Annotated in this window: 19 protein-coding genes; 8 read left to right on the top strand and 11 right to left on the bottom strand. The window is 40.9% G+C overall.

Features of this window, described 5'->3' with window-relative positions; translation table 11 throughout:
- Nucleotides 1-130 precede the first annotated feature (130 nt).
- From argS to galU, 4 genes are all read left to right on the top strand, one after another.
- Nucleotides 131-1822 (top strand): arginine--tRNA ligase, encoded by a 1692-nt coding sequence (gene argS, locus N8L90_RS05535; protein WP_102211563.1) that lies wholly within the window; start codon nt 131-133, stop codon nt 1820-1822.
- 502 nt (nt 1823-2324) lie between these two features.
- Nucleotides 2325-2570 carry a MarR family transcriptional regulator gene (locus N8L90_RS05530; protein WP_261024546.1) on the top strand — a complete coding sequence of 82 codons (246 nt, stop codon included), beginning with the start codon at nt 2325-2327 and terminating at the stop codon, nt 2568-2570.
- A 168-nt stretch (nt 2571-2738) separates the two neighbouring features.
- Nucleotides 2739-3755: an NAD(P)H-dependent glycerol-3-phosphate dehydrogenase gene (locus N8L90_RS05525; protein ID WP_261024545.1), complete on the top strand. Its 1017-nt coding sequence runs from the start codon at nt 2739-2741 to the stop codon at nt 3753-3755.
- A gap of 21 nt (nt 3756-3776) precedes the next feature.
- Nucleotides 3777-4676, top strand: coding sequence for a UTP--glucose-1-phosphate uridylyltransferase GalU (gene galU / locus N8L90_RS05520; RefSeq protein ID WP_261024544.1), 900 nt, complete (start codon nt 3777-3779; stop codon nt 4674-4676).
- A gap of 172 nt (nt 4677-4848) precedes the next feature.
- Here galU and N8L90_RS05515 read toward each other — a convergent pair whose 3' ends face one another.
- The 6 genes from N8L90_RS05515 to pbp1b all read right to left on the bottom strand — a co-directional run bounded on the left by N8L90_RS05515 (nt 4849) and on the right by pbp1b (nt 11646).
- Entirely contained in the window at nt 4849-5526 is a 678-nt protein-coding gene (locus N8L90_RS05515; RefSeq protein WP_261024543.1) for a rhomboid family intramembrane serine protease, read from the bottom strand.
- The gene (locus tag N8L90_RS05510) at nt 5510-6049 is read right to left on the bottom strand and encodes a 5-formyltetrahydrofolate cyclo-ligase (RefSeq protein WP_219967263.1); all 540 of its coding nucleotides are present in this window, start codon (nt 6047-6049) and stop codon (nt 5510-5512) included. Before N8L90_RS05510 ends, N8L90_RS05515 begins: the two co-directional genes overlap by 17 nt.
- Nucleotides 6050-6060: 11 nt before the next feature.
- Entirely contained in the window at nt 6061-7191 is a 1131-nt protein-coding gene (locus N8L90_RS05505; protein ID WP_219967264.1) for an N-acetyldiaminopimelate deacetylase, read from the bottom strand.
- A 68-nt stretch (nt 7192-7259) separates the two neighbouring features.
- On the bottom strand, nt 7260-7958 hold the full coding sequence (gene dapD, locus N8L90_RS05500; protein WP_261024541.1) for a 2,3,4,5-tetrahydropyridine-2,6-dicarboxylate N-acetyltransferase: 699 nt from the start codon (nt 7956-7958) through the stop codon (nt 7260-7262).
- A 228-nt stretch (nt 7959-8186) separates the two neighbouring features.
- Nucleotides 8187-9098, bottom strand: a complete 912-nt coding sequence (locus N8L90_RS05495; RefSeq protein WP_261024540.1) for a DMT family transporter — start codon at nt 9096-9098, stop codon at nt 8187-8189.
- Between the two features lie 82 nt (nt 9099-9180).
- On the bottom strand, nt 9181-11646 hold the full coding sequence (gene pbp1b / locus N8L90_RS05490; RefSeq protein WP_261024538.1) for a penicillin-binding protein PBP1B: 2466 nt from the start codon (nt 11644-11646) through the stop codon (nt 9181-9183).
- A gap of 141 nt (nt 11647-11787) precedes the next feature.
- Here pbp1b and tyrS point away from each other — a divergent pair, with 141 nt between their 5' ends.
- A complete protein-coding gene (gene tyrS / locus N8L90_RS05485; protein WP_261024537.1) occupies nt 11788-13044 on the top strand; it encodes a tyrosine--tRNA ligase in 1257 nt (418 codons plus the stop codon).
- Nucleotides 13045-13120: 76 nt separating this feature from the next.
- Here the strand turns inward: tyrS and N8L90_RS05480 are convergent, their stop codons facing one another.
- Complete coding sequence (locus N8L90_RS05480; RefSeq protein ID WP_261024536.1) at nt 13121-15184, bottom strand: heavy metal translocating P-type ATPase; 2064 nt, start codon at nt 15182-15184, stop codon at nt 13121-13123.
- A gap of 1 nt (nt 15185) precedes the next feature.
- Nucleotides 15186-15464, bottom strand: coding sequence for a DUF6110 family protein (locus tag N8L90_RS05475; protein WP_000910910.1), 279 nt, complete (start codon nt 15462-15464; stop codon nt 15186-15188).
- Between the two features lie 304 nt (nt 15465-15768).
- Between N8L90_RS05475 and N8L90_RS05470 the strand changes: the two genes are divergently transcribed.
- Nucleotides 15769-16617: a putative RNA methyltransferase gene (locus tag N8L90_RS05470; protein WP_261024534.1), complete on the top strand. Its 849-nt coding sequence runs from the start codon at nt 15769-15771 to the stop codon at nt 16615-16617.
- Nucleotides 16618-16958: 341 nt separating this feature from the next.
- On the opposite strand, the gene N8L90_RS09575 is transcribed toward N8L90_RS05470, so the two are convergent.
- From N8L90_RS09575 to malQ, 3 genes are all read right to left on the bottom strand, one after another.
- Entirely contained in the window at nt 16959-17165 is a 207-nt protein-coding gene (locus N8L90_RS09575; RefSeq protein ID WP_049521349.1) for a hypothetical protein, read from the bottom strand.
- A 233-nt stretch (nt 17166-17398) separates the two neighbouring features.
- On the bottom strand, nt 17399-19657 hold the full coding sequence (gene glgP, locus N8L90_RS05465) for a glycogen/starch/alpha-glucan family phosphorylase (protein WP_261024533.1): 2259 nt from the start codon (nt 19655-19657) through the stop codon (nt 17399-17401).
- Between the two features lie 25 nt (nt 19658-19682).
- Nucleotides 19683-21200, bottom strand: coding sequence for a 4-alpha-glucanotransferase (gene malQ, locus N8L90_RS05460; protein WP_261024531.1), 1518 nt, complete (start codon nt 21198-21200; stop codon nt 19683-19685).
- Nucleotides 21201-21685: 485 nt separating this feature from the next.
- On the opposite strand from malQ, the gene N8L90_RS05455 reads away from it, so the two are divergent.
- Nucleotides 21686-22957: an extracellular solute-binding protein gene (locus tag N8L90_RS05455; protein ID WP_000095466.1), complete on the top strand. Its 1272-nt coding sequence runs from the start codon at nt 21686-21688 to the stop codon at nt 22955-22957.
- 109 nt (nt 22958-23066) lie between these two features.
- On the top strand, nt 23067-24359 hold the full coding sequence (locus N8L90_RS05450; RefSeq protein ID WP_031227879.1) for a carbohydrate ABC transporter permease: 1293 nt from the start codon (nt 23067-23069) through the stop codon (nt 24357-24359).
- Nucleotide 24360: the final 1 nt, after the last annotated feature.

Raw genomic sequence — 24360 nt, 5'->3', positions numbered from 1 at the left:
CCTCTTATGTGAATATTTATAACTATTTTTATAACTATATTATACCAAAAAAATAGGAGATTTCAAAAATTTTTTCTTCTTTCTTTAAAATTGTGATAAAATAGTAGAAAAGTCCAAAAAGGAGCTCTTAATGAATACAAAAGAATTGATTGCTAGCGAATTGGCTAGCATCATTGATAGCCTGGACCAAGAGGCTATTTTAAATTTACTGGAAACCCCTAAAAACTCAGAAATGGGAGACATTGCTTTTCCTGCTTTTTCTCTTGCAAAAGTCGAACGTAAAGCACCTCAAATGATTGCGGCTGAACTGGCTGAAAAAATTAATAGCCAAGCCTTTGAAAAGGTTGTTGCAACAGGACCTTACGTCAACTTTTTCCTTGATAAATCTGCCATTTCTGCTCAAGTGTTGCAAGCGGTTATCACTGAAAAAGAACACTATGCTGACCAAACTATTGGTAAACAAGAAAATGTTGTTATCGACATGTCTAGTCCCAATATCGCTAAACCATTTTCTATTGGTCACCTACGCTCAACTGTTATCGGAGATAGCTTGTCACATATTTTCCAAAAAATCGGTTATCAAACGGTCAAGGTCAACCATTTGGGAGACTGGGGTAAACAGTTTGGGATGTTGATTGTTGCCTACAAAAAATGGGGCGACGAAGAAGCTGTAAAAGCTCATCCAATCGATGAACTTCTTAAACTCTATGTCCGCATCAATGCTGAGGCTGAAAATGACCCTAGCTTGGATGAAGAAGCACGCGAATGGTTCCGTAAACTTGAAAATGGAGACGAGGAAGCTCTCGCACTTTGGCAATGGTTCCGTGATGAAAGTTTGGTGGAATTTAACCGCCTTTACAATGAATTGCAAGTCGAATTTGACAGCTACAATGGAGAAGCCTTCTACAACGATAAGATGGATGCAGTTGTAGACATTCTTTCTGAAAAAGGCCTTCTTGTTGAATCAGAAGGTGCCCAAGTTGTGAATCTTGAGAAATATGGAATTGAACATCCAGCCCTTATCAAAAAATCTGATGGTGCAACTCTCTACATCACACGTGACTTGGCTGCAGCTCTTTACCGTAAAAACGAATACCAATTTGCTAAATCTATCTACGTCGTTGGTCAAGAGCAATCTGCCCACTTTAAACAACTCAAAGCTGTTTTGCAAGAGATGGGCTACGATTGGAGTGACGACATTACCCACGTTCCTTTTGGTTTGGTTACAAAAGAAGGGAAGAAACTCTCTACTCGTAAAGGGAATGTCATCTTGCTAGAGCCTACAGTTGCAGAGGCTGTTAGCCGTGCCAAAGCCCAAATTGAAGCTAAAAATCCTGAACTTGAAAATAAAGACCAAGTAGCGCATGCTGTTGGGGTTGGAGCCATTAAATTCTATGACCTCAAGACCGACCGTACAAATGGATACGACTTCGACCTAGAGGCTATGGTATCCTTCGAGGGGGAAACTGGACCTTATGTTCAATACGCCTACGCTCGTATCCAATCTATCTTGCGCAAAGCGGATTTCAAACCAGAAACAGCTGGCAACTATAGCTTGAATGATGCTGAAAGCTGGGAAATCATCAAACTCATCCAAGACTTTCCACGTATTATCAACCGTGCGGCGGATAACTTTGAACCTTCTATCATTGCTAAATTTGCAATTAGCCTGGCTCAAGCCTTCAACAAGTACTATGCACATACCCGCATCTTGGATGAAAGTCCAGAACGCGACAGCCGTCTAGCCCTCAGCTACGCAACCGCAGTCGTTCTCAAAGAAGCCCTTCGCTTGCTCGGAGTAGAGGCGCCAGAGAAGATGTAAATCGTTACAAGAGACTGGAACTAAAGTTCCTAGTCTCTTGACGGCAATCGCTATATGGCGAATTGCCTAAACGCTTCACTAATTCACCAAACCAAATAATATCGATTTGGTTTGGTTCATGTCGTAATCTTCAAGTTACTTGATTAAAAAGCAGTCTAAGTAATTAAGACCAAATCCTGTCGGAGATTTGGCTAGGCGCTTCACTAGTAAAGAAACATAAATATTATCGATTTATGTTTCTTTACGTCGTAACCAGAGATACTTACCTAAACGCTTCACTAATTCATCTAACCCAATAATATCGATTTGGTTTGGTTCATGTCGTAATCTTCAAGTTACTTGATTGTAAAGCAGTCTAAGTAACTAAGACCAAATCCTATACGTAATTTGGTTTAGAGGTCTATCAAAAATCTTATCAAGTTTTGCTGACTTGTTCTGCTATTTTAGGTCCACTAAATCGATTTATTCACTACTACTTCTTTACCATACAGGGAGATTTCCTATGAGCCAATATGCTTATATCCTCGTTGTGATTAGCTTGGTTTTCCTTTTTTTGCTCAATAAGTACGAGAAGGAGAGACTGCAAAGACTCTACCAAGAACAACTTTTGAAGGATGAAACATTTAGGGCTGACATCAAGGATAAAATTCACACAACTGAAAATATCAATGATGTCATTGCTTACATCAATAAAACTTATCACCTAGGAATGTTGCTATCAAAAGACATTACAGATCAATTGAAATAAACCTAGCTATTCTTTTAAGGAATATCAAAACCGAGACTAAGAGTTTATCACTTCGTCTCGGTTTTTGTGTATTTTTCAAGTAACAAAGCCACCACTCCCCAGCAATGCAAGTGCAAAATCCCCTAGAATGTGATAAAATAAAAAGAGAACTCTATCAAGGAGGAAAACATGGAAAAACAAACCATCGCCGTCTTGGGGCCTGGTTCTTGGGGAACTGCCCTTTCACAAGTCTTAAATGACAATGGACACGAGGTACGTATTTGGGGAAATCTTCCCGAGCAAATCAATGAAATTAATACACACCATACTAATAAGCACTACTTTAAAGATGTCGTTCTAGACGAAAATATCATTGCCTACACCGACTTAGCAGAGGCATTAAAAAATGTGGATGCGATTTTGTTTGTTGTCCCAACAAAAGTGACACGACTTGTTGCCCAACAAGTTGCAAAAACCTTGGACCATAAGGCTATCATCATGCACGCTTCAAAGGGATTAGAGCCTGATAGCCATAAACGATTATCAACCATCCTTGAAGAAGAAATTCCTGAACATCTCCGTAGTGATATCGTCGTTGTCTCAGGGCCTAGCCATGCAGAAGAGACCATTGTACGTGACCTGACTTTAATCACTGCTGCTTCTAAAAATTTACAAACAGCTCAATACGTTCAAGAACTCTTTAGTAATCACTACTTCCGACTTTATACCAATACGGATGTTATTGGAGTTGAAACTGCTGGTGCTCTTAAAAATATTATTGCTGTCGGTGCTGGAGCTTTACATGGTTTGGGATTTGGTGACAATGCTAAAGCAGCCATCATCGCTCGAGGCTTGGCAGAAATTACCCGCTTAGGAGTAGCACTCGGTGCCAGTCCATTGACCTATAGTGGCTTGTCTGGTGTAGGAGATTTGATCGTAACGGGAACCTCCATCCACTCTCGTAACTGGAGAGCCGGAGATGCTCTTGGTCGTGGAGAATCCCTAGCTGATATAGAAGCCAATATGGGCATGGTAATTGAAGGAATTTCAACGACCCGAGCAGCCTATGAACTAGCCCAAGAACTTGGAGTCTATATGCCCATTACACAGGCCATTTACCAAGTTATCTACCACGGAACCAATATTAAAGATGCCATTTATGGCATCATGAACAATGAATTTAAAGCAGAAAATGAGTGGTCTTAACCCTCTAAAGAAAGGATTCTTATGACATCAAAAGTTAGAAAGGCAGTCATCCCTGCCGCTGGACTTGGAACTCGATTTTTACCAGCAACCAAAGCACTTGCTAAAGAAATGTTGCCAATTGTGGACAAACCAACTATCCAATTTATCGTAGAAGAAGCTCTTAAATCTGGTATTGAAGATATTCTGGTTGTCACTGGTAAATCAAAACGTTCTATTGAAGACCACTTTGACTCAAACTTTGAGCTTGAATACAATCTTAAGGAAAAAGGCAAAACGGATTTGTTAAAATTGGTAGATGAAGCAACTGGTATGCGCCTCCATTTCATTCGCCAAACTCACCCTCGTGGTCTTGGAGACGCTGTCCTACAAGCCAAAGCTTTTGTAGGGAATGAGCCCTTCGTTGTTATGCTGGGTGATGACCTTATGGACATCACAAATGAGAATGCCGTTCCTTTGACAAAACAACTGATGAATGATTACGAAAAGACACACGCATCAACCATTGCTGTCATGCCTGTACCACACGAAGACGTTTCATCATACGGGGTTATCGCTCCTCAGGGTGAAGGAAGTAATGGACTCTATAGTGTTGAAACTTTCGTAGAAAAACCAGCTCCCGAAGATGCACCAAGTGATTTGGCAATCATCGGTCGCTATCTACTCACACCTGAAATTTTTGATATCTTAGAAAATCAAACTCCTGGTGCTGGAAATGAAATCCAACTTACTGATGCTATTGATACGCTCAATAAAACACAGCGTGTTTTTGCCCGTGAATTTACAGGAGCTCGTTACGACGTTGGGGATAAGTTTGGCTTTATGAAAACCTCTATTGACTACGCCCTCAAGCACCCACAAGTCAAAGATGACTTGAAAGATTACCTCATCCAACTTGGAAAAGAATTAGCAGAGAAGGAATAATACTCTTCGAAAATCTCTTCAAACCACGTTAGCTTCATCTTGCCGTACTCAAGTACAGCCTGCGGTTAGCTTCCTAGTTTGCTCTCTGATTTTCATTGAGTATAAAACAAAAAAGATAAGGTTCGAAAAATTCCTTATCTTTTTTCATTACACAAATTGTCTTCCAACTTCTTCACATTCCCATTCCCTTGTAGAGAAGCAAGACTGCGAGTACTACGAACAAGACTAACGCTACCAATCTCTGACTAGCGCTATACATCCGTCTTTCTCCTCTAACTGGAAAGATAATTGCTAGAAATGCTGCACCAACTGCTCCCCCGATATGGCCTGCTAGGCTGATTCCTGGAATCAGAACACTTCCAATAATGTTAACCACAAAAAGTGTCAGATAGGATTGCCCCAACTGCTGGATATAAGGATTACGAGTTGCATAGCGAAGAACAATAATCGCAGCAAATAGCCCATAGAGAGAAGTAGAAGCTCCTGCTGCTAAGGATTTTGGACTAAACTCAAAAACAAATAGATTGCCCATCATTCCTGATAAGAGATAGAGAAAGAAAAACTGCTTAGAACCGAAAATCTCCTCTACTTGCCTACCAAGATAATAGAGCGAAAGCATATTAACAATGAAATGCTCCCACCCAATATGAACAAAAATGGCAGAGAAGAGACGCCAAATCTGCTCTGGAAAGAGACGAATGACAGGCCCATACATGGCTCCAAATCGAAATAATGTATCCGCCCTGTCAAAATTTCCACCTGTAGTCACCAACATTAGTAGAAATACCAAGGCCGTCACTAAGAGGAAGAAACTCGTCACAGGGTAACGCCTATCAAAGATTTCCTTCATCAATTAATACCTCCTGAACAGGAATATCATGCTTTTCAGGGATAAAGTCCTGAATTTGACAAGGATAAACCGTACTCAAAGTATGACCAGGAAAATGTTTCAGATAGCGGTCATAATAACCTCCACCGTATCCAATCCGATATCCCTCCGTCGTAAAAGCCAGACCAGGAACATGAATCAAATCAATCTGAGAGGCATCCACCACTTCCAAATCTCCCTGTGGTTCCAGTAAGCCAAAGGAAGTTTTTACCAACTGCTGTGGATCATAGACCACAAAGTCCATGCGCCCCTTGGGATAGGTTTTGGGTATCAGAACCTTCTTGCCGTCCTTCAACGCCTGCTCAATCAGTTCCTGCGTTTGAAACTCATGAGGAAAAGAGAGGTAGGTTGCGATGACCTTGGCTTCTTGGTAGAAGGGATGTTTCAAAAATTGATCCGTTAAAGCTTGATCCATAGCCTGTTTTTGCTCTTGAGATATCGCCTTCATTTCTTGCAAGACTTGCTTGCGTAATTCTGCTTTCATAGACAAGCCCTCTACTCTACTGCCTTCTTTTTCAGGAAACTAGAGACCGCATCAACCCCAATAGCTAGTGCCTCTTCCTTGGGGCTCATCTGAGGATGATGAAGGGCGTAGGGACTATCGATACCCAGCCAGAACATAACGCCATCTACCTTCGAAAGAAGATAACCAAAGTCCTCACCTGTCATAGCAGGCTCGATATCAATCAACTCAATTCCCTCTTTTTCTTCAAAGAAATCCATCAGTTCACGCGCCAAGGCTGGATTGTTCTCAACAGGCAGATAACCACCTTGTTTGAGTTCCACTTCAACTTCCATATCAAAGGCAGCTGCAACTCCTTCTGCAACTGTTTTGACCCGCTTTTGCACCAAGAGACTCATGTCCTGTGTCAAGGCCCGAATAGTTCCATGCAAAAAGGCTGTATCTGTGATGACATTGTTGGTGGTTCCGGCTTGGAAAAGACCAAAGGTCACTACTGCTCCCTCGATTGGGTTGACATTGCGGCTAACCACTGACTGCACCTGGGTCACAAAGTAACTAGCCGCCACCAAAGCGTCATTAGCTTCATGTGGAAAAGCTGCGTGGCCACCTTTGCCTTTGAAACGGATCTTCACCTCGCAAGTTCCTGCAAAGAGTGTATGAGTATTAGTCGCAATCTGTCCAACCTTCAAATCTGGCCGAACATGGAGGCCATAAAACTGGTCTGGCAACCAGTCTCCAAAAGCGCCATCTTCATACATGAGCATGCCACCAGCTTCATTTTCTTCAGCAGGCTGAAACAGAAAGAGCAGATTATTCTTTGGTTGCTCCTCAAGGGCTCGCTCAAGACAGCCCAAAGCAATAGTCATGTGGAAATCATGGCCACAAGCATGCATACGACCTTGGTGCTGAGAGACGAAAGGAAGGCCTGTTTGCTCGATGATCGGCAGACCATCAATATCTGTTCTCCAACCAATAGTACGCTCTGGCTGACTTCCCTGCAAGTAAACCAAAATACCTGTCCGCCAAGTACGAACTTGAACAAAGTCCTTGCCTGCAGTCAATTTCTCAATCACATCTAGCAAATAAGCATGAGTCTTGAACTCCTCCAAGCCAATCTCTGGAATCTGGTGCAAATCTCGTCTAGTCTGAATCAAATCTAACATCTATCTATCCTCCTATATAGCAGAAAGAGGCTGGAAAAAGGGTCCCGCCTCTATTTTTCTTTTACAAATTACAAGGTACGAAGCGCATCCTCTAGCGCTGTTTTTTGTTGGGTTTGGGCATCAATCTCTTTGATGATACGAGCTGGAACACCTGCTACCACCACGTTTTCTGGGACATCTTGGGTAACAATAGCTCCTGCTGCGACAACTGAACCACTACCGATTTGGACCCCTTCGATAACCACTGCATTAGCGCCGATAAGAACATTATCTCCAACACGGACTGGTTCTGCGCTAGCTGGCTCAATCACACCTGCAAGAACGGCACCTGCACCAACGTGACTGTTTTTTCCAACAATAGCACGGCCACCAAGGATAGCCCCCATGTCAATCATAGTTCCTGCACCAATTTCAGCACCGATATTGATAACTGCTCCCATCATGATAACAGCATTGTCACCAATTTCAACCTGGTCACGGATAACAGCACCCGGCTCAATACGAGCATTGATAGCACGTTTATCTAGCAAAGGAACTGCGGAATTACGAGCATCTTGCTCAACAACATAGTCTTGATTTTCTACCAAACCGTCGAGAAGCGGAGCCACGTCCTTCCAGTCTCCGAATAGAACATTTCCTAGTTTGACAACAGAGCTAGGTACAGCAATTGCGAGTTGTCCCTCAAATGTTACTTTCACACTGGTTTTCTTTTCAGCATTGGCGATAAATTGGATAATTTCTTGTGCGTTCATTTTTGTAGCAGTCATAGGCGCCTCCTAGTTCATTTTAATGATACCTATTCTACCAAAAAAGGCCTCAAATTTGAAGCCTTTTTGTTTGTTTTTAGGTATGATTTTTAGGGATGTGAGATAAAACGTGCTGTCGGTAAAAGCAAGCCCCTACCGATACAACCTAAAAACACTCTTCACAACTATCTCCCCGTGTTTTATTGACTATTCTAGTATAGCACACTTTTAGAATTAAGAAAAGCTTTTTTATTTACTTTCTTTCGCTTCTTCTACCGATAGGAAAATCATAGGTAAAATAATCAAGGTCATTGCTAGAAGAAGGGACCAATCCACTACCAAGCCTAAAAACAAAACACTCAGCAGGGCAGAAGAGAGGGGTTCACTGGCACTGATAACGGAAACCACCAAAGGAGAAACCAAGGACACAGCCTTCATGGAAATAAAAAAAGCAAAAGCCGTCCCAAAGAAAGCGATAATGAGACAAATCAAGATACTCCAAATATCAGGAGTAAAGGAAAGCTGATAAACCGGCGAGAGAACATTGCTAAATAAACCTGCCAAAATCATCCCCCACCCAACCGTGGGTACAAAACCATAGCGCTTAGCAAAAGGTTGGGGCAAGATAACATTAAACATAACCCCCATGGCACTCAGCAAACCCGTCACAAGTGCTAGCGGTGTCATGGATAACTGAGAGAGATCTCCCTTTGTCGCCATCAAGCAAACACCCAGCATGGCAACCAAAACATAGAAAATAGCGCTTTTTGACGCTCGTTTTTGATAAACCAAGCGATTGTAAAAGAGGATAAAGACAGGGCTAATAAACTGTAAAATAGTTGCTGTCGCTGCATTTGAATATTCTACGCAGAGGTAGAAAAAATACTGGACTGAAAAAATCCCCAAAATAGCATAGGCCAAAAAGGGCAGGTAATTTTTCTTATCTCGCCAAATATCTAGCACTTGCGATTTTAATTGCATTGCTGACCAAATGAGCACAAGACTCCCTGCCAGTGTCAAACGCATAGAGGTAATCCAGCCAGAGGACACTTGATAATGGGTAAAGAAATATTCTCCTAAAATTCCACAGATTCCCCATATTAAGCCGGATAGAAGCGAATAAATGGTTCCTTTAATAATCTTTTTCTGATACTGATTCATACCTTTATTGTAACACGAAAGGAAAAAAGAAAAAAGTGGCAATCCATTGATTAGCCACTTCATTTAGCACAGTTTATAGAACTTATCGTCTCGTCCTTGAAGAAGAAGGTCGTGTAGCACTTGAGTTACTGCTATCGCTAGAACTACCACTTGAACTGCTGGAGCTTGATGAAGTTGGTAGACTCCCCACGATGCTAGACCAAGCATTCTGATAATCCGCATCACTTCCACCAATAGCAAAGCGATAACTGGTCGTTGGCGCTCCTGCCTTATTAGCCCAATAGCTGGTAACAGTCGAACCTGTGACCTCTACCTCTTTTCCTTCAACAGAAACCTTCCCTGGTTTTTGACCTGTTGATTTCAAGACTTCGGATTTTACGACACTAGGATCTAAAGCGAAGCGCTCGTTTCCCCAAATGTTTGGGGAGGCTTGCTGAATCGCATTTACCAGATGAGCCATGTAATTAGAGTTATTGGAATAACCTGCTCTACGTGACAGTGAATGATTATCATCATGCCCAATCCAGCCACCTAGGGTTAATCTAGGTGTCGAAAGCATGAGCCACATATTTTCGTCTTGGTTGGTTGTACCAGTCTTCCCAATCCAATCTGCATTAGCCAGAGTAGGATTTAAAGAAGTCAGATTCGTCTTGAAGGTTGTTGTCACACGAGAGGATAGAACTTCTCGCAGCAATCCCTGCATAATTGTCGCAGTAGCTTTTGAATAGACTTGAACTGGTTTATCCTGATACTCATACACCACTCTACCATCTGCTGCTTCAATTTTAGAAATCACGTGTTTTTTATGATATAGACCATTATTTGCTAGGGTCTGATAGCCATTGGTATGCTGGGCAACTGTGACTTCAATACCACCACCCATCGGCAGGCTCTCAATACCGTACTCAGGAATCTCGTAGCCCATCTTTTCCATATAACCCTTGACATCAACACCCTTTTCACGAAGCATGCGATAGGTCCAGTAAGCAGGGATATTCCATGAATAGTTCAGAGCTTCTCCCAAGGTCATCATTCCTGTTCCCTTACTATTAGCATACATAATCGGATTGCCATTAGCAAAGTTTGTTGGATAGTTAGATAGAATCGTTTCGCTTCCCATCAAGCCCTGGTCAATAGCAATACCGTAGGCCAGCAAAGGCTTGGTAGTAGAAGCTGGCGAACGTTTGGTATCAAAGGCATGATTATTTTGATTTTCTTGATAATTACGACCACCTACAAAGCCTAGAATAGCACCTGTTTGGTTGTTCATCAGGACATTCCCTACTTCTACACGACCTGTTCCATCGTCTAAAAGATAGCCATAGTCAGCAACCGCACTTTGCATAGCAGAATGAATTTTCTGGTCTATGGTAGTAGTAATTTTATAACCACCATTTTCAATTTCCTTGGATGCCAAATCGCGATAAAACTTCTGAGTTGCCTCATTTTTCAACTCCTTAGCGGAGACATTGTCTCTCTGAACTAGATAATCATATATACGTTCCTGAGCTTCTGCCAAGGCTGTAAAGTATAAATAGCCTCGTGACACACCTGTGACTGTAGCTGAAGGGAGAAAGTCCTGTTTAAGATTGTAATCCTTATATTGAGAATACTCGTCTTTGCTTAAGGCACCTGTACGATACATACTGTAAAGAACTGCCTTAGCCCGTCTCAAGCCTATTTCTAAGTCTTCATCACTCTTCAACTTCCCAGTATTTTCATAAGGAGAATAGGTAATGGGACTCTGTGGAAGTCCTGCTAAAAATGCTGCTTGAGGAACAGTCAACTGGCTGGCATCCACACCGAAAATCCCCTCAGCTGCCTGCTGAGCTCCTGCAATATTCTGCCCCTTATTATTTCGGCCAAAGGGAGCCACATTGAGATAGGTCGTTAAAATCTCATCCTTATTCATGGCACGTTCCAAGGCAAGAGCATCCACAATCTCTGTCGCCTTACGAGCCAATGTCGGCGCATCCCCAACCACCTGCTGTTTAATCAGTTGCTGGGTCAAAGTTGAACCCCCACTAGAGGAACCCAAACCTACAAATTTCCCCAAGGTCGCACGAATCACCGCCTTGGGCACTACACCCTTATGTTCTTTAAAGTGTTCGTCTTCCGTCGCAATGATAGCCTTTTTCAGATTTTCCGAAATTTGCTCAGATGAGATAGAAGTGCGCAACAAATCACTCTCTATGGAAGCAATCACCGTCCCATCCGCATAGGTAATCTCTGAAATAGAAGAGATGTCCTTGACCTGATGTACCAATTCTTCTGTCTGAGGCACCCGTACCTTGTCAAACAAGGCCACCCCGTACCCCAAAGCAATCCCAGCTCCCAACATTCCTCCTAGAAAACCGAGCACAAAGAGTAAGTTAAATAGGGCCTTTATACTCAGTAAAATAGCTGGAAAAATGGCTGGCCTACCTAGGGATTTAGATTTTTGGGCACTTGAACCTTTCTTGCCAGGTCTAGCTGATTTTTTATTTTTTTGTTTTTGCTGGAAAAATTCCAGCATTTTTCGTTTTAATTCATTTAATTGATTTTGCATGGATTTCCTCACTCTATCTATTATACCACAAAAGGGAAACTTTCAATAAAATAGCCACTTTCTTCCCTATTCTGCTAGGCTATTGCCCAAGTTTGTGATACAATAGTTAGAAACAATAATTTTAAAAAGGAGAAAAGACACATGCACATTTTTGATGAGCTAAAAGAGCGTGGTTTGATTTTTCAAACGACTGATGAAGAAGCTTTGCGTAAAGCCCTAGAAGAAGGTCAAGTTTCTTATTATACTGGCTACGATCCAACTGCTGACAGCCTTCACCTAGGCCACCTTGTCGCAATCTTGACAAGTCGTCGCTTGCAGCTAGCAGGTCACAAACCTTATGCGCTCGTTGGCGGTGCTACAGGTCTCATCGGAGATCCGTCCTTCAAAGATGCTGAACGTAGTCTCCAAACAAAAGACACAGTAGATGGCTGGGTCAAGTCTATCCAAGGACAACTTTCTCGCTTTCTTGATTTTGAAAATGGTGAAAATAAAGCTGTCATGGTCAACAACTACGACTGGTTTGGCAGCATCAGCTTCATTGACTTCCTCCGTGATATCGGAAAATACTTCACTGTCAACTACATGATGAGCAAGGAGTCTGTGAAAAAACGGATCGAAACAGGAATTTCTTACACTGAGTTTGCTTACCAAATCATGCAAGGTTACGACTTCTTCGTCCTGAACCAAGACCACAATGTGACGCTACAAATCGGTGGTTCTGACCAGTGGGGAAATATGACAGCTGGTACTGAATTGCTTCGTCGTAAGGCTGATAAAACTGGTCACGTTATCACTGTTCCACTGATCACAGATGCAACTGGTAAGAAATTTGGTAAATCAGAAGGAAACGCAGTCTGGCTCAATCCTGAAAAGACTTCTCCATACGAAATGTACCAATTTTGGATGAACGTTATGGACGCAGACGCTGTTCGCTTCTTGAAAATCTTTACTTTCTTGTCACTTGATGAGATTAAAGACATCCGTAAACAGTTTGAAGCAGCTCCACACGAACGCTTGGCTCAAAAAGTCTTGGCTCGTGAAGTCGTAACCCTTGTTCACGGAGAAGAAGCCTACAAAGAAGCCCTCAACATCACTGAACAACTCTTTGCAGGAAACATCAAAAACCTTTCTGTCAAAGAGCTCAAACAAGGACTTCGTGGTGTACCAAACTACCAAGTTCAAGCAGATGAAAACCACAATATCGTAGAACTGCTCGTCTCATCTGGTGTGGTTAACTCCAAACGCCAAGCCCGTGAAGACGTCCAAAACGGAGCTATCTACGTAAACGGTGACCGCATCCAAGACCTTGACTATATCTTGAGTGACGCAGATAAGTTAGAGAACGAACTGACTGTTATCCGTCGTGGAAAGAAAAAATATTTTGTATTGACTTACTAAACTATTCAACATTTACCTATAAAAAAAGGAGTTACCCTCGAGAAAGGTAACTCCTTTTTGTTGTTGATAAGCACATCTATCTAGGCTTAATAGACAGGCTACGCAGGACTATGCGTAAGGTTGTTAGATTATGTAAGATAGAGAGATTTGAAGGACTGAGCCAATTAAACAAGCCAAAGCCAATCAAACTACTATTTACGACAACGGTATCTTGAATATTCTTCTTAATGAGTGTTTGCAAAGATGATGATAGCGAATCCAACTCTTGGAAGAAATCCAAGCGATTATCTAACAATAAGATATCGCTCATCTGCTTAGAAATATCTGCACTCTCATTCATCACCACACCGATATCTGATAGGGTTAGAGCCGCTGAGTCATTCAATCCATCTCCAACCATCAAAATAGTGTGACCTGCTTTCTGCAGTTCCTCTACTAGCTCAAATTTCCCATCAGGTTTCAAGTCTGTATAGACCTGATCAAAGGGCAAATCCTTGACTAATTCCTCTGTTCTAACCAGGGTATCCCCTGTTGCCAGAATCAATTTTTTCCCTTGTGCCTTAAGTTTCTCCAAGGCTGCTTTTGCTTCTTTTCTCAAAGGAGTATGGATGCAGAACATTCCAATCAATTCATTCTGATAAGCCAAGAACAAGAGATTGTAGTGACTCTTGTACTCTTCAATTAAAGCATTTTGTTCTGAACTGATATGAATCTGCTCATCCTGCATCAAGACATAATTCCCAATAAGAACTGGTTGCCCATCTATATGAGATTTGATCCCCTTACTTGCGATATATTGGAGTTTCCCATGCATTTCCTCATGTTCAATCCCCTCTATCTCAGCTTGCTTGACGATGGCATTAGCAATAGGATGATAAATGTGTTCCTCAAGACAGGCACTGATTCTGAGAATATCTTCCTCACTATAGTCCCCAAAAGGTAACACCTTTTCAACTATCGGATAACTAGTTGTGATTGTTCCCGTCTTATCAAACAAGAAAGTATCAACTTCCAGATATTTCTCCAGAACATCCCCATCCTTAATCACCATTTCACGATTCAACCCCTCCTTGATAGCTGCCAAATAAGCTACCGGAGTAGAAATTTTCAAAGCGCAGGAGAAATCGACTAATAGGAAAGAAATAGCCTTAGAAAAAGAACCTGTCAATAGGTAAGTTAGCCCAGCCCCCAAGAAATTATATTTGACGACCTTGTCCGCCATTTTGATGAAATAGCGTTGTTTCGTTTTCTTGTTTTCTTCAGATTTCTTCATCAACTCAATCAGTTGTAAAACCCGGCTGTTCATCTGATTATCGGTTACACGAATGCGCAACTCTCCAGTTTCTAATACTGTATTTGCACAAACCAAATCAGACTCTCTTTTTTCAACTGGAAAACTCTCTCCCGTCAAGGAACTTTCGTTGACCATACCTAAACCTGAAACTACTTGTCCATCAAACAGAATTTCATTTCCTTGAGATAGGACCAAGACATCTCCTATTTGAACATCGGAACTCTTGATACTAACAACCGTATCGCCCTGTACTAGGAATACATCGCTCTCTTTTGCAAGAAGGCTTTGTTCTAAATCTGTTGCCGTTTTTTTCAAGGACCACTGATCTAAATGATTCCCCAAATCAAGCATAAACATGATATTGCTAGCTGTCTTGGATTGGTTCATAAACAAGGACAATAAAATCGCCGAACAGTCCAAAACCTCCATCGTTAGTTCCTTACGCGCTAGTGTTTGATAGGCTTCTCTAATATAGCCAAAGGCCTGATAACAAGTCCATATATAGCGAATAGGATACGGCACAAAACTACGAAAAAGTATACGCTTAATCGCTGCACCTGAAACAATAGAATAAGCTCTCTCTTCTCTACGAATGGGAAGAGTCATCAACTCAGAAACTTTCCCTTTATCAATTCTTTTTAAAAAGGCTTCTGCATTATCTAATACAGAAAAGCCTTCTTTTATGCGTAGAGTAAAGTGCTGTTGATCCATGTAAAACTGGATAGACTCAATCCCCTTTTCATCTCTCGCCAAGGAACGAAGATAGTCTTGAATATCCAAGGTGAGTGAAAAAGAAGATGATAGTCGGATATGTTGGTATCCTCTATGTAGCACTTTAAAAGACATATTATTCTCCTATAAGGCTATCTAATTGCTCTTCTTTTTTCTCTTGCTCGTACAAATATTTGGCATCTTGCAAGACATCGTCTCCATGTTGTTTCACAACAGAAACAGATGCATCTAGCCCGTCTTTCAACTTGTAAGCCTTAGCCAAAGCTTTAGAATAACCTTTTTTAGCTTCCTTACTTGCTAAGATTTTCAAACCAAGGGTACCAAATGCGACACCACCCAAAAAGAGTGATGATTTTTTCGCAACTTTTGCAACGGTTAGTACTTCTTTTAACATACTTATTTCCTCCTTATCATTATTATATAGCAATTTAGATATAAAAGCAATTTCATTTTATAAATTGGAGAATTATACTCAATGAAAATCAAAGAGCAAACTAGGAAACTAGCCGCAGGTTGCTCAAAGCACTGCTTTGAGGTTGTAGATAGAACTGACGAAGTCAGTAACCATACCTACGGCAAGGCGACGTTGACGTGGTTTGAATTTGATTTTCGAAGAGTATTAGTTTTATTTCTACTGAATCTCCCATCTACTTACTCCTAAAGTTGCTTTCATTTGCCTCTTTTGATACACTTAAACTATGAATACAAATCTCAAACCCAAACTCCAGCGTTTTGCTTCTGCGACTGCCTTTGCCTGCCCTATCTGTCAAGAAAATCTGACTCTGGTAGAGAGCAGTCTTAAATGCAACAATCGCCATTCTTTTGACTTGGCGAAATTCGGCTATGTCAATCTAGCCCCTCAAATCAAGCAATCTGCTAACTATGACAAGGAAAATTTTCAAAACCGTCAACAAATCCTAGAAGCTGGATTTTATCAGGCTATTTTAGAAGATATTTCGGACTTACTAGCAACTAATCCGTCCGCAAAAACTGTCTTGGATATTGGTTGTGGTGAAGGATTCTATTCTCGCAAGCTCCAAGAAAGTCATCCTGACAAAACCTTCTATGCCTTTGATATTTCCAAAGATTCCGTCCAAATCGCTGCCAAGAGTGAACCAAACTGGGCAGTCAATTGGTTCGTTGGCGACCTAGCTCGTCTTCCTATAACAGACGCCAGCATGGACATTCTGCTTGATATCTTTTCGTCTGCCAACTATGGAGAATTTCGTCGCGTTTTATCCAAAGACGGTATCTTGATAAAGGTTATTCCAACTAAAAATCACCTCAAGGAAATCCGTCAGAAGGTACAAGACCAGTTGACAAACAAGGACTATTCCAACCAAGATATCAAAAATCATTTCCAAGAACACTTTACCATCCTATCTAGTCAAACGGCCTCTCTGACTAAGACTATCACAGTAGAGCAACTCCAAGCCCTACTCAGCATGACGCCCCTACTCTTTCACATCGACCAAACCAAGATTGACTGGAGCCAACTGACAGAGATTACCATTGAGGCTGAGATTCTGGTTGGGAAAGCATTGTAAACTAGACTTCGCAAAAGTAGAAAACTTACTTAGAATCTTCAATATTACAAAAACGCATAAGAACAGGTACTCAAAAACCTTAATCTTATGCATTTTGTTATAGTTTCCATACATATTAAGTGGAAATCTTTGAAATCAGTTCTTTTAATAACCATTGAATACCATATAGTACATTTACCCCAAATATGATATAGGCCGTATAAATCAAGTATTTCGATTTCTCCCGTCTCAAAGAATAGATCTTGTACAAGATAAACAAATTTAAAATAATAAATAATAGAGACAAAATCTTCCCCCAAAAATCAATCCTAAAGGTACACAGTCAAGCATAGCCCTAAACTTTATTTTCGATTCGAGATAACAAACTTATCAATAAACAGTAAGTGATATAGGGCCAGTACCAAACCCCAAATGCTACCACGAAAAGAGATTTCTTGATGATTGAGAGGAAACAAATCGTGATTACCTATATAGAGGCAGGTCAAAATGATAAATAAAATCCAAAATAAATCAGTCCATCTATATTTTGAAAAATATTTTTTCCACATAAAAACACCTTCTTTCCTACAATCATATTATAATACTTTATGTAAGCGAATACAAGAAATATGAGGTAAACAACTGCAAAGAAGCATAAGATTGAAAGAGAGTGTTAAACCTTCAATACGTCTATGCTTTCTCTTCTTTTAAGACAAGATTGACCCAAATCCACAGCATTTAAAAAAGCGAATTTCAATCGAAACTCGCTTTTTTACAAAATGTATTAGTATAAACTTGTATCTTAGTTCAAGTGCCAGATATCTTCGTTATACTGAGCGATTGTACGGTCAGATGAGAAGAATCCTGCTTTAGAAATGTTAACGATAACTTTGTCCAACCATGCGTCACGGTCTTCGTAGTCAGCCAACATTTGCTCTTTGACTTTGATGTAATCTTCTAAGTCAAGAAGAGTCATGAACCAGTCTTTGTTGATCAATTCATTGTAAAGACGTTCCAAGCGCTCTTTGTTTCCAGCTGCAAGAACTGCATCGCTAACGATGAAGTCAACCAATGGTTTGATAGCTTTACGAGCGTAGAATTCGCTTGATTTGTAAGCTGCTTTTGCGTAAAGGTCGATAACAGTTTCTGAATCTTCACCAAAGATGTAGATGTTTTCGTCGCCAACCAACTCAGCGATTTCCACGTTAGCACCGTCCATAGTACCAAGAGTCAAAGCTCCGTTCAACATGAATTTCATGTTACCAGTACCTGAAGCTTCTTTAGAAGCAAGTGAGATTTGTTCTGAGATATCACATGCTGGGATAAGGAAGCTTGCTGCAGTAACGTTGTAGTTTTCAACCATAACTACTTGCAAGTGTGGAGCTACTGCAGGATCGTTAGCAATAACTTCTGACATGCAAAGAATCAAGTGGATAATGTCTTGAGCGATTGTGTAGGCTGGAGCTGCTTTACCACCAAAGAAGATTGTGATTGGGCGAGCAGGGATGTTCCCAGCTTTGATGTCAAGGTATTTGTGGATCACGTACAAAGCGTTCATTTGTTGGCGTTTGTACTCGTGAAGACGTTTGATTTGGATATCAAAGATAGAGTTTGGATTGATTTCCACACCTTGGTGTTCTTTCAAGTGACGAGCCAATTTACGTTTGTTGTGAGCCTTGATACTTTCCAATTTTTCTTTGACAGCTGCTTTGTCTTCATAAGACAAAAGTTTTTCAAGCTCATCTGCTTCATGGTGCCAACCGTCTCCAAGAATCTCATCCAAGTAGTGAGACAAGCTTGGGTTAGCATGCATGAGCCAACGACGGAAAGTGATACCGTTTGTTTTGTTGTTGAATTTTTCTGGGTAAAGGTCGTAGAAAGCTTTCAACTCAGAATTTTTCAAGATTTCAGTATGAAGTGCTGCTACCCCGTTAACACTGTATCCGTAGTGGATATCCATGTGAGCCATGTGAACACGACCGCTCTCATCGATAATTTGAACAGCTGGATCTTTGTATTCTGCTTTCACGCGACGGTCCAATTCTTTAATGATTGGTACCAAGTGAGGAACCACTTCTTGCAAGAATTCAAGAGGCCATTTTTCAAGGGCTTCAGCAAGGATTGTGTGGTTAGTGTAGGCAGTCATACTACGAACGATTGAGATTGCTTCGTCAAGCTCGATACCACGTGCAGTCAAAAGACGGATTAATTCAGGGATAACCATTGATGGGTGAGTATCGTTGATTTGTACAACGGCATAGTCAGCAAGGTCATGCAAGTTGCTTCCTTTTTCGATTGCTTCGTCGATGATCAATTGTGCACCATTTGAAACCATGAAGTATTGTTGGAAGATACGGAGCAATTCACCCTGACGGTCACTATCATCTGGGTAAAGGAAGAGAGTCAAGTTACGAGCGATATCTGTCTTGTCAAAGTTGATACCATCTTTAATAATAGAAGAATCAACTGAATCCAAGTCAAACAAACGCAAACGGTTTTTAGTTGCTGTTTCATAACCAGTAACATCAATATCATAAAGAGTTGATGTCAAAGTAAAGTCTGCAAATGGTACTTGGTAGCTACGGCTTGAGCGAACCAACCAGTTTTGCTCTGTCAACCATGCATTTGGAATTGTTTCTTGTTGGTTGTTTTTAAGAACTTGTTGGAAAAGACCAAAGTGGTAGTTAAGACCAACACCGTCACCGTTCAAACCAAGAGTCGCAATTGAGTCGATAAAGCAGGCAGCCAAACGTCCCAAACCGCCATTACCAAGAGATGGTTCCAATTCAACTTCTTCAACTTCGATCAAGTCTTTACCTGCAGCAGCAAGTTCTTTTTTGACATCGTCGTAAAGACCAAGGTTGATCAAGTTGTTTGACAAGAGTTTACCAATCAAGAACTCAGCTGAGATATAGTAAACTTTCTTTTTACCAGTGTTAACTGGTTTTTGGCTGCTTGCAAGCTTGCTGTAGTTAAGAAGAGCAAGGTAAAGCTCTTCATTGCTACATTCTGCAATGGTTTTATTGTAACGATTTTGTACAAATTCTTGTAGTGATAACATGTTTAAGGTGTCTCCTGATATTGTATTATTTCTTTAATTCTACCAAATTTTCATTAATTCGTCGATAGATTGTTGTCAAGTCAAGTAAGCCTTCCTCGACGGCTGGTGTCAATTGATCTTCAGTCATACGCCAAGACCAGTTTCCACCAAGGGTAGATGGGAAGTTCATACGAGCTGTCTCATCCAATTCTAGCAAATCTTGCATAGTTGCAATTGCCATGAAGCTAACTGATGAAAAGACTGTACGAAGCATAGCGTGTGGCACTGTTTCGTATTCTTTACGGTTAGTATAGCGAGCCATGTACTCACGAGTCGCATCATCGATCTCGTTACGGTACCAACCAAGGACCGTGTTGTTATCGTGTGTTCCTGTGTACATAACTGAGTTAGCAGGTGCCAAGTGTGGGCTATCGATACTTTCGTCTTCTGGGTTGAAGGCAAATTGAAGAATCTTCATTCCTGGGAAGCCAGTACGTTCACGCAATTCGATAACTTCGTCTGTCATGAAACCAAGGTCTTCTGCGATGATGTTTAGCTCACCAAGTTCTTCCTTAACGGCTGCAAAAAGCTTGTAGCCCGGACCTTTCACCCACTCACCAGGTGCTGCTGTATCGGAACCAGCAGGGATTTCCCAGTAAGATTCGAAACCACGGAAGTGGTCGATACGAACGATATCGTAGATTTTGAAGCTTTCACGCAAGCGTTCAATCCACCATTTGTAGCCGTCTTTATCCATTGCTTCCCAGTCATAGATTGGGTTCCCCCAAAGCTGACCAGTTGCAGAAAACTCATCTGGTGGGCATCCTGCGATACAAGTTGCCTTACCGTTGACATCTGTCTTGAAGAGATGTGGATTTGCCCACATATCGCTTGAATCTTCCGCTACGTAGATTGGCATGTCTCCAACGATTTCGATGTTGTTGTCGTTAGCGTAAGCTTTCAATTTCAACCATTGTTGGAAGAAGAAGTATTGAGTCACACGGTGGTAAACCAACTTGTCTGCCAATTGCTCACGATAGCTTTCAAGTGCTGAAGCTTTACGAACGCGAGCATCAGCATCTGGCCATTCAGTCCAAGCAAGATTGTCAAAATGCTCTTTGATAGCCATATACTCAGCAAAGAGCTCAAGCCATGATTGGTTGTCTTGAGCAAATTTCTCAAAATCTTTAACATCTCCGACTTCAAAGAAACGTTTCACCGCTTTTTCTAAAAGAGGACGACGTGCATAGTAGATTTTAGCATAGTCAACTTCAGACGCATCGCTACCAAAGTCAACTCCTTCAAGGTCACTTGCTTCCAACAAACCTTGCTCCACCAAGATATCCAAATCGATAAAATGAGTATTTCCTGCAAAGGCTGAGAAAGATTGGTAAGGAGAATCTCCGTAACTAGTTGTTCCTAATGGAAGGATTTGCCAGTAACGTTGTTTTGTACGGACCAAGAAATCAACGAAGTCGTAAGCACTTTGACCAAATGACCCGATTCCGTAGGCTCCTGGGAGAGAAGAGATGTGCATCAACACACCACTTTGACGTTTTTTCATAAACAACACCTCGTGTATTTGTAGTTTAAATTTTCATTTTTGGGCGCAAACGTTTGCGTTAAGATAAGTATACTTTATTTTTGGAATAATTGCAAGCGTTTTTAAAAAACTTTTTGATTATTTTTTTAAAAAAACTTGTCCTTCTTTATGTATACATATACATTTTTCTTTTCTATTTACAAAATCTTCTTCAACTACAAATAGAAGGCCTAACTTAGCCTACTTTTGGTCTAGAGCAATTTATTTTTTGTTCAAAATCTAGGCAATCGTTTCCCTAAATAATTTCAGTAAAATCATGAAAATATATTTTCCGACTTTTCTTCTATTATAAACAAATAAACCGCTTACCATTCCCGTGAAATTTTTTTAAAATTTTTACAAAAAACACTTGCAACCGTTTTCTATTTGTGCTATACTAGTCCCATAAAGGAAAACGTTTGCGTTTCCTCATTATAAAATTTGTTATTCTTTAGGAGGAATACACTATGTCATCTAAATTCATGAAGAGCGCTGCTGTGCTTGGAACTGCTACACTTGCTAGCTTGCTTTTGGTAGCTTGCGGAAGCAAAACTGCTGATAAACCTGCTGATTCTGGTTCATCTGAAGCGAAAGAAATCACTCTTTACGTTGAGGACCAATACAAAGCTTATGCTGAAACAGTAGCTAAAGCTTATAAAGAACAATCAGGAACAACAGTTAACATCAAATCTGGTGACCAAATGGGTGGGCTTGACAAACTTTCTCTTGACAACCAATCAGGTCAAGCTCCTGACGTTATGATGGCTCCATACGACCGTGTAGGTAGCCTTGGTACTGACGGACAACTTTCAGAAGTGAAATTGAGCGACGGTGCTAAAACAGATGATAAAACTAAATCTCTTGTAACAGCTGCTGACGGTAAAGTTTACGGTGCTCCTGCCGTTATCGAGTCACTTGTTATGTACTACAACAAAGACTTGGTAAAAGAAGCTCCAAAAACATTTGCTGACTTGGAAAACCTTGCTAAAGATAGCAAATACGCATTCGCTGGAGAAGATGGGAAAACTTCTGCTTTCCTAGCTGACTGGACAAACTTCTACTTTGCATACGGACTTCTTGCTGGTAACGGCGGTTACGTATTCGGACAAAACGGTAAAGACGCTAAAGACATCGGTCTTGCAAACGACGGCGCTATCAAAGGTGTAGAATACGCTAAAACTTGGTATGAAAAATGGCCTAAAGGTATGCAAGATACTGAAGGAGCTGGAAACCTAATCCAAACTCAATTCCAAGAAGGTAAAACAGCTGCTATCATCGATGGACCTTGGAAAGCTCAAGCCTTCAAAGACGCTAAAGTAAACTACGGTGTTGCAACTATCCCAACTCTTCCAAACGGAAAAGACTACGCAGCATTTGGTGGTGGTAAAGCTTGGATCATCCCATCAAGCACTAAGAACCTTGAAGCTGCTCAAAAATTTGTAGACTTCCTTGTTTCAACTGAACAACAAAAAGCCTTCTACGATAAAACTAATGAAATCCCAGCTAACACTGAAGCTCGTTCATACGCTGAAGGTAAAAACGATGAGTTGACAACAGCTGTTATCAAACAGTTCAAGAACGCTCAACCAATGCCAAACATCTCTCAAATGTCAGCTGTTTGGGACCCAGCTAAAACAATGTTGTTTGAAGCTGTAAGCGGTAAGAAAGATGCTAAGACAGCTGCAAACGATGCTGTAACATTGATCAAAGAAACAATCAAACAAAAATTTGGTGAATAAGAAATTTGTTCAAGGGGGGTGGAAATCAAATCCCCCTTTGAATTTATCAACAAAAACACAAATAGTTTAGGTTTTATCTAGAAACCAGTATCCTATGAAAGGAGTTATTATGGAAAAGCAACAACCTAGTAAAGCAGCCCTGCTGTCTATCATTCCTGGGTTAGGACAGATTTACAATAAACAAAAAGCCAAAGGTTTTATCTTCCTTGGTGTAACCATCGTATTTGTCCTTTATTTCCTAGCACTTGCAGCCCCTGAATTGAGCAACCTCATCACTCTTGGTGACAAGCCAGGTCGTGATAATTCCCTCTTCATGCTGATTCGCGGTGCCTTCCATTTAATCTTTGTAGTTGTTTATGTACTCTTTTATTTAGCAAATATCAAAGATGCACATAAAACTGCCAAACACATTAATAATGGTATTCCAGTAGCACTTACCTTTAAAGAAATGATCAAAGGAATCTATGAAAATGGTTTCCCTTACCTCTTGATTATTCCTTCTTACATTGCTATGACCTTTGCAATCATCTTCCCAGTTATCGTAACCTTGATGATTGCCTTTACCAACTACGACTTCCAACACTTGCCACCAAACAAATTGTTGGACTGGGTTGGTTTGACGAACTTTACGAACATCTGGAGTTTGAGTACCTTCCGTTCTGCCTTCGGTTCCGTTCTTTCTTGGACCATCATCTGGGCTTTGGCTGCCTCAACTTTACAAATCGTAATCGGTATCTTCACAGCTATCATTGCTAACCAACCATTTATCAAAGGAAAACGTATCTTTGGTGTTATTTTCCTTCTTCCTTGGGCTGTCCCAGCCTTCATCACTATCTTGACATTCTCAAATATGTTTAATGATAGTGTCGGTGCTATCAACACTCAAGTCTTGCCAATCTTTGCTAAATTCCTTCCTTTCCTTGATGGTGCTCTTATTCCTTGGAAAACAGATCCAACTTGGACAAAAATTGCCTTGATTATGATGCAAGGTTGGCTTGGATTCCCATACATCTACGTTTTGACTTTAGGTATTTTACAATCTATCCCTAACGACCTTTACGAAGCAGCTTATATTGACGGTGCCAATGCTTGGCAAAAATTCCGCAACATCACTTTCCCAATGATCTTGGCCGTTGCGGCACCTACTTTGATTAGCCAATACACCTTCAACTTTAACAACTTCTCTATCATGTACCTCTTCAATGGTGGAGGACCTGGTAGTGTCGGAGGTGGAGCTGGTTCAACCGATATCTTGATCTCATGGATCTACCGTTTGACAACAGGTACATCTCCTCAATACTCAATGGCGGCAGCTGTTACCTTGATTATCTCTATCATTGTCATCTCAATCTCTATGATTGCATTCAAGAAACTACACGCATTTGATATGGAGGACGTCTAAG

The organism is Streptococcus mitis (genome assembly GCF_946190115.1).
Taxonomy (GTDB): Bacteria; Bacillota; Bacilli; order Lactobacillales; family Streptococcaceae; genus Streptococcus; species Streptococcus mitis_CO.
The sequence above is the reverse complement of the archived record's forward strand: the minus strand, read 5'-3'. Positions and strand labels throughout refer to the sequence as shown.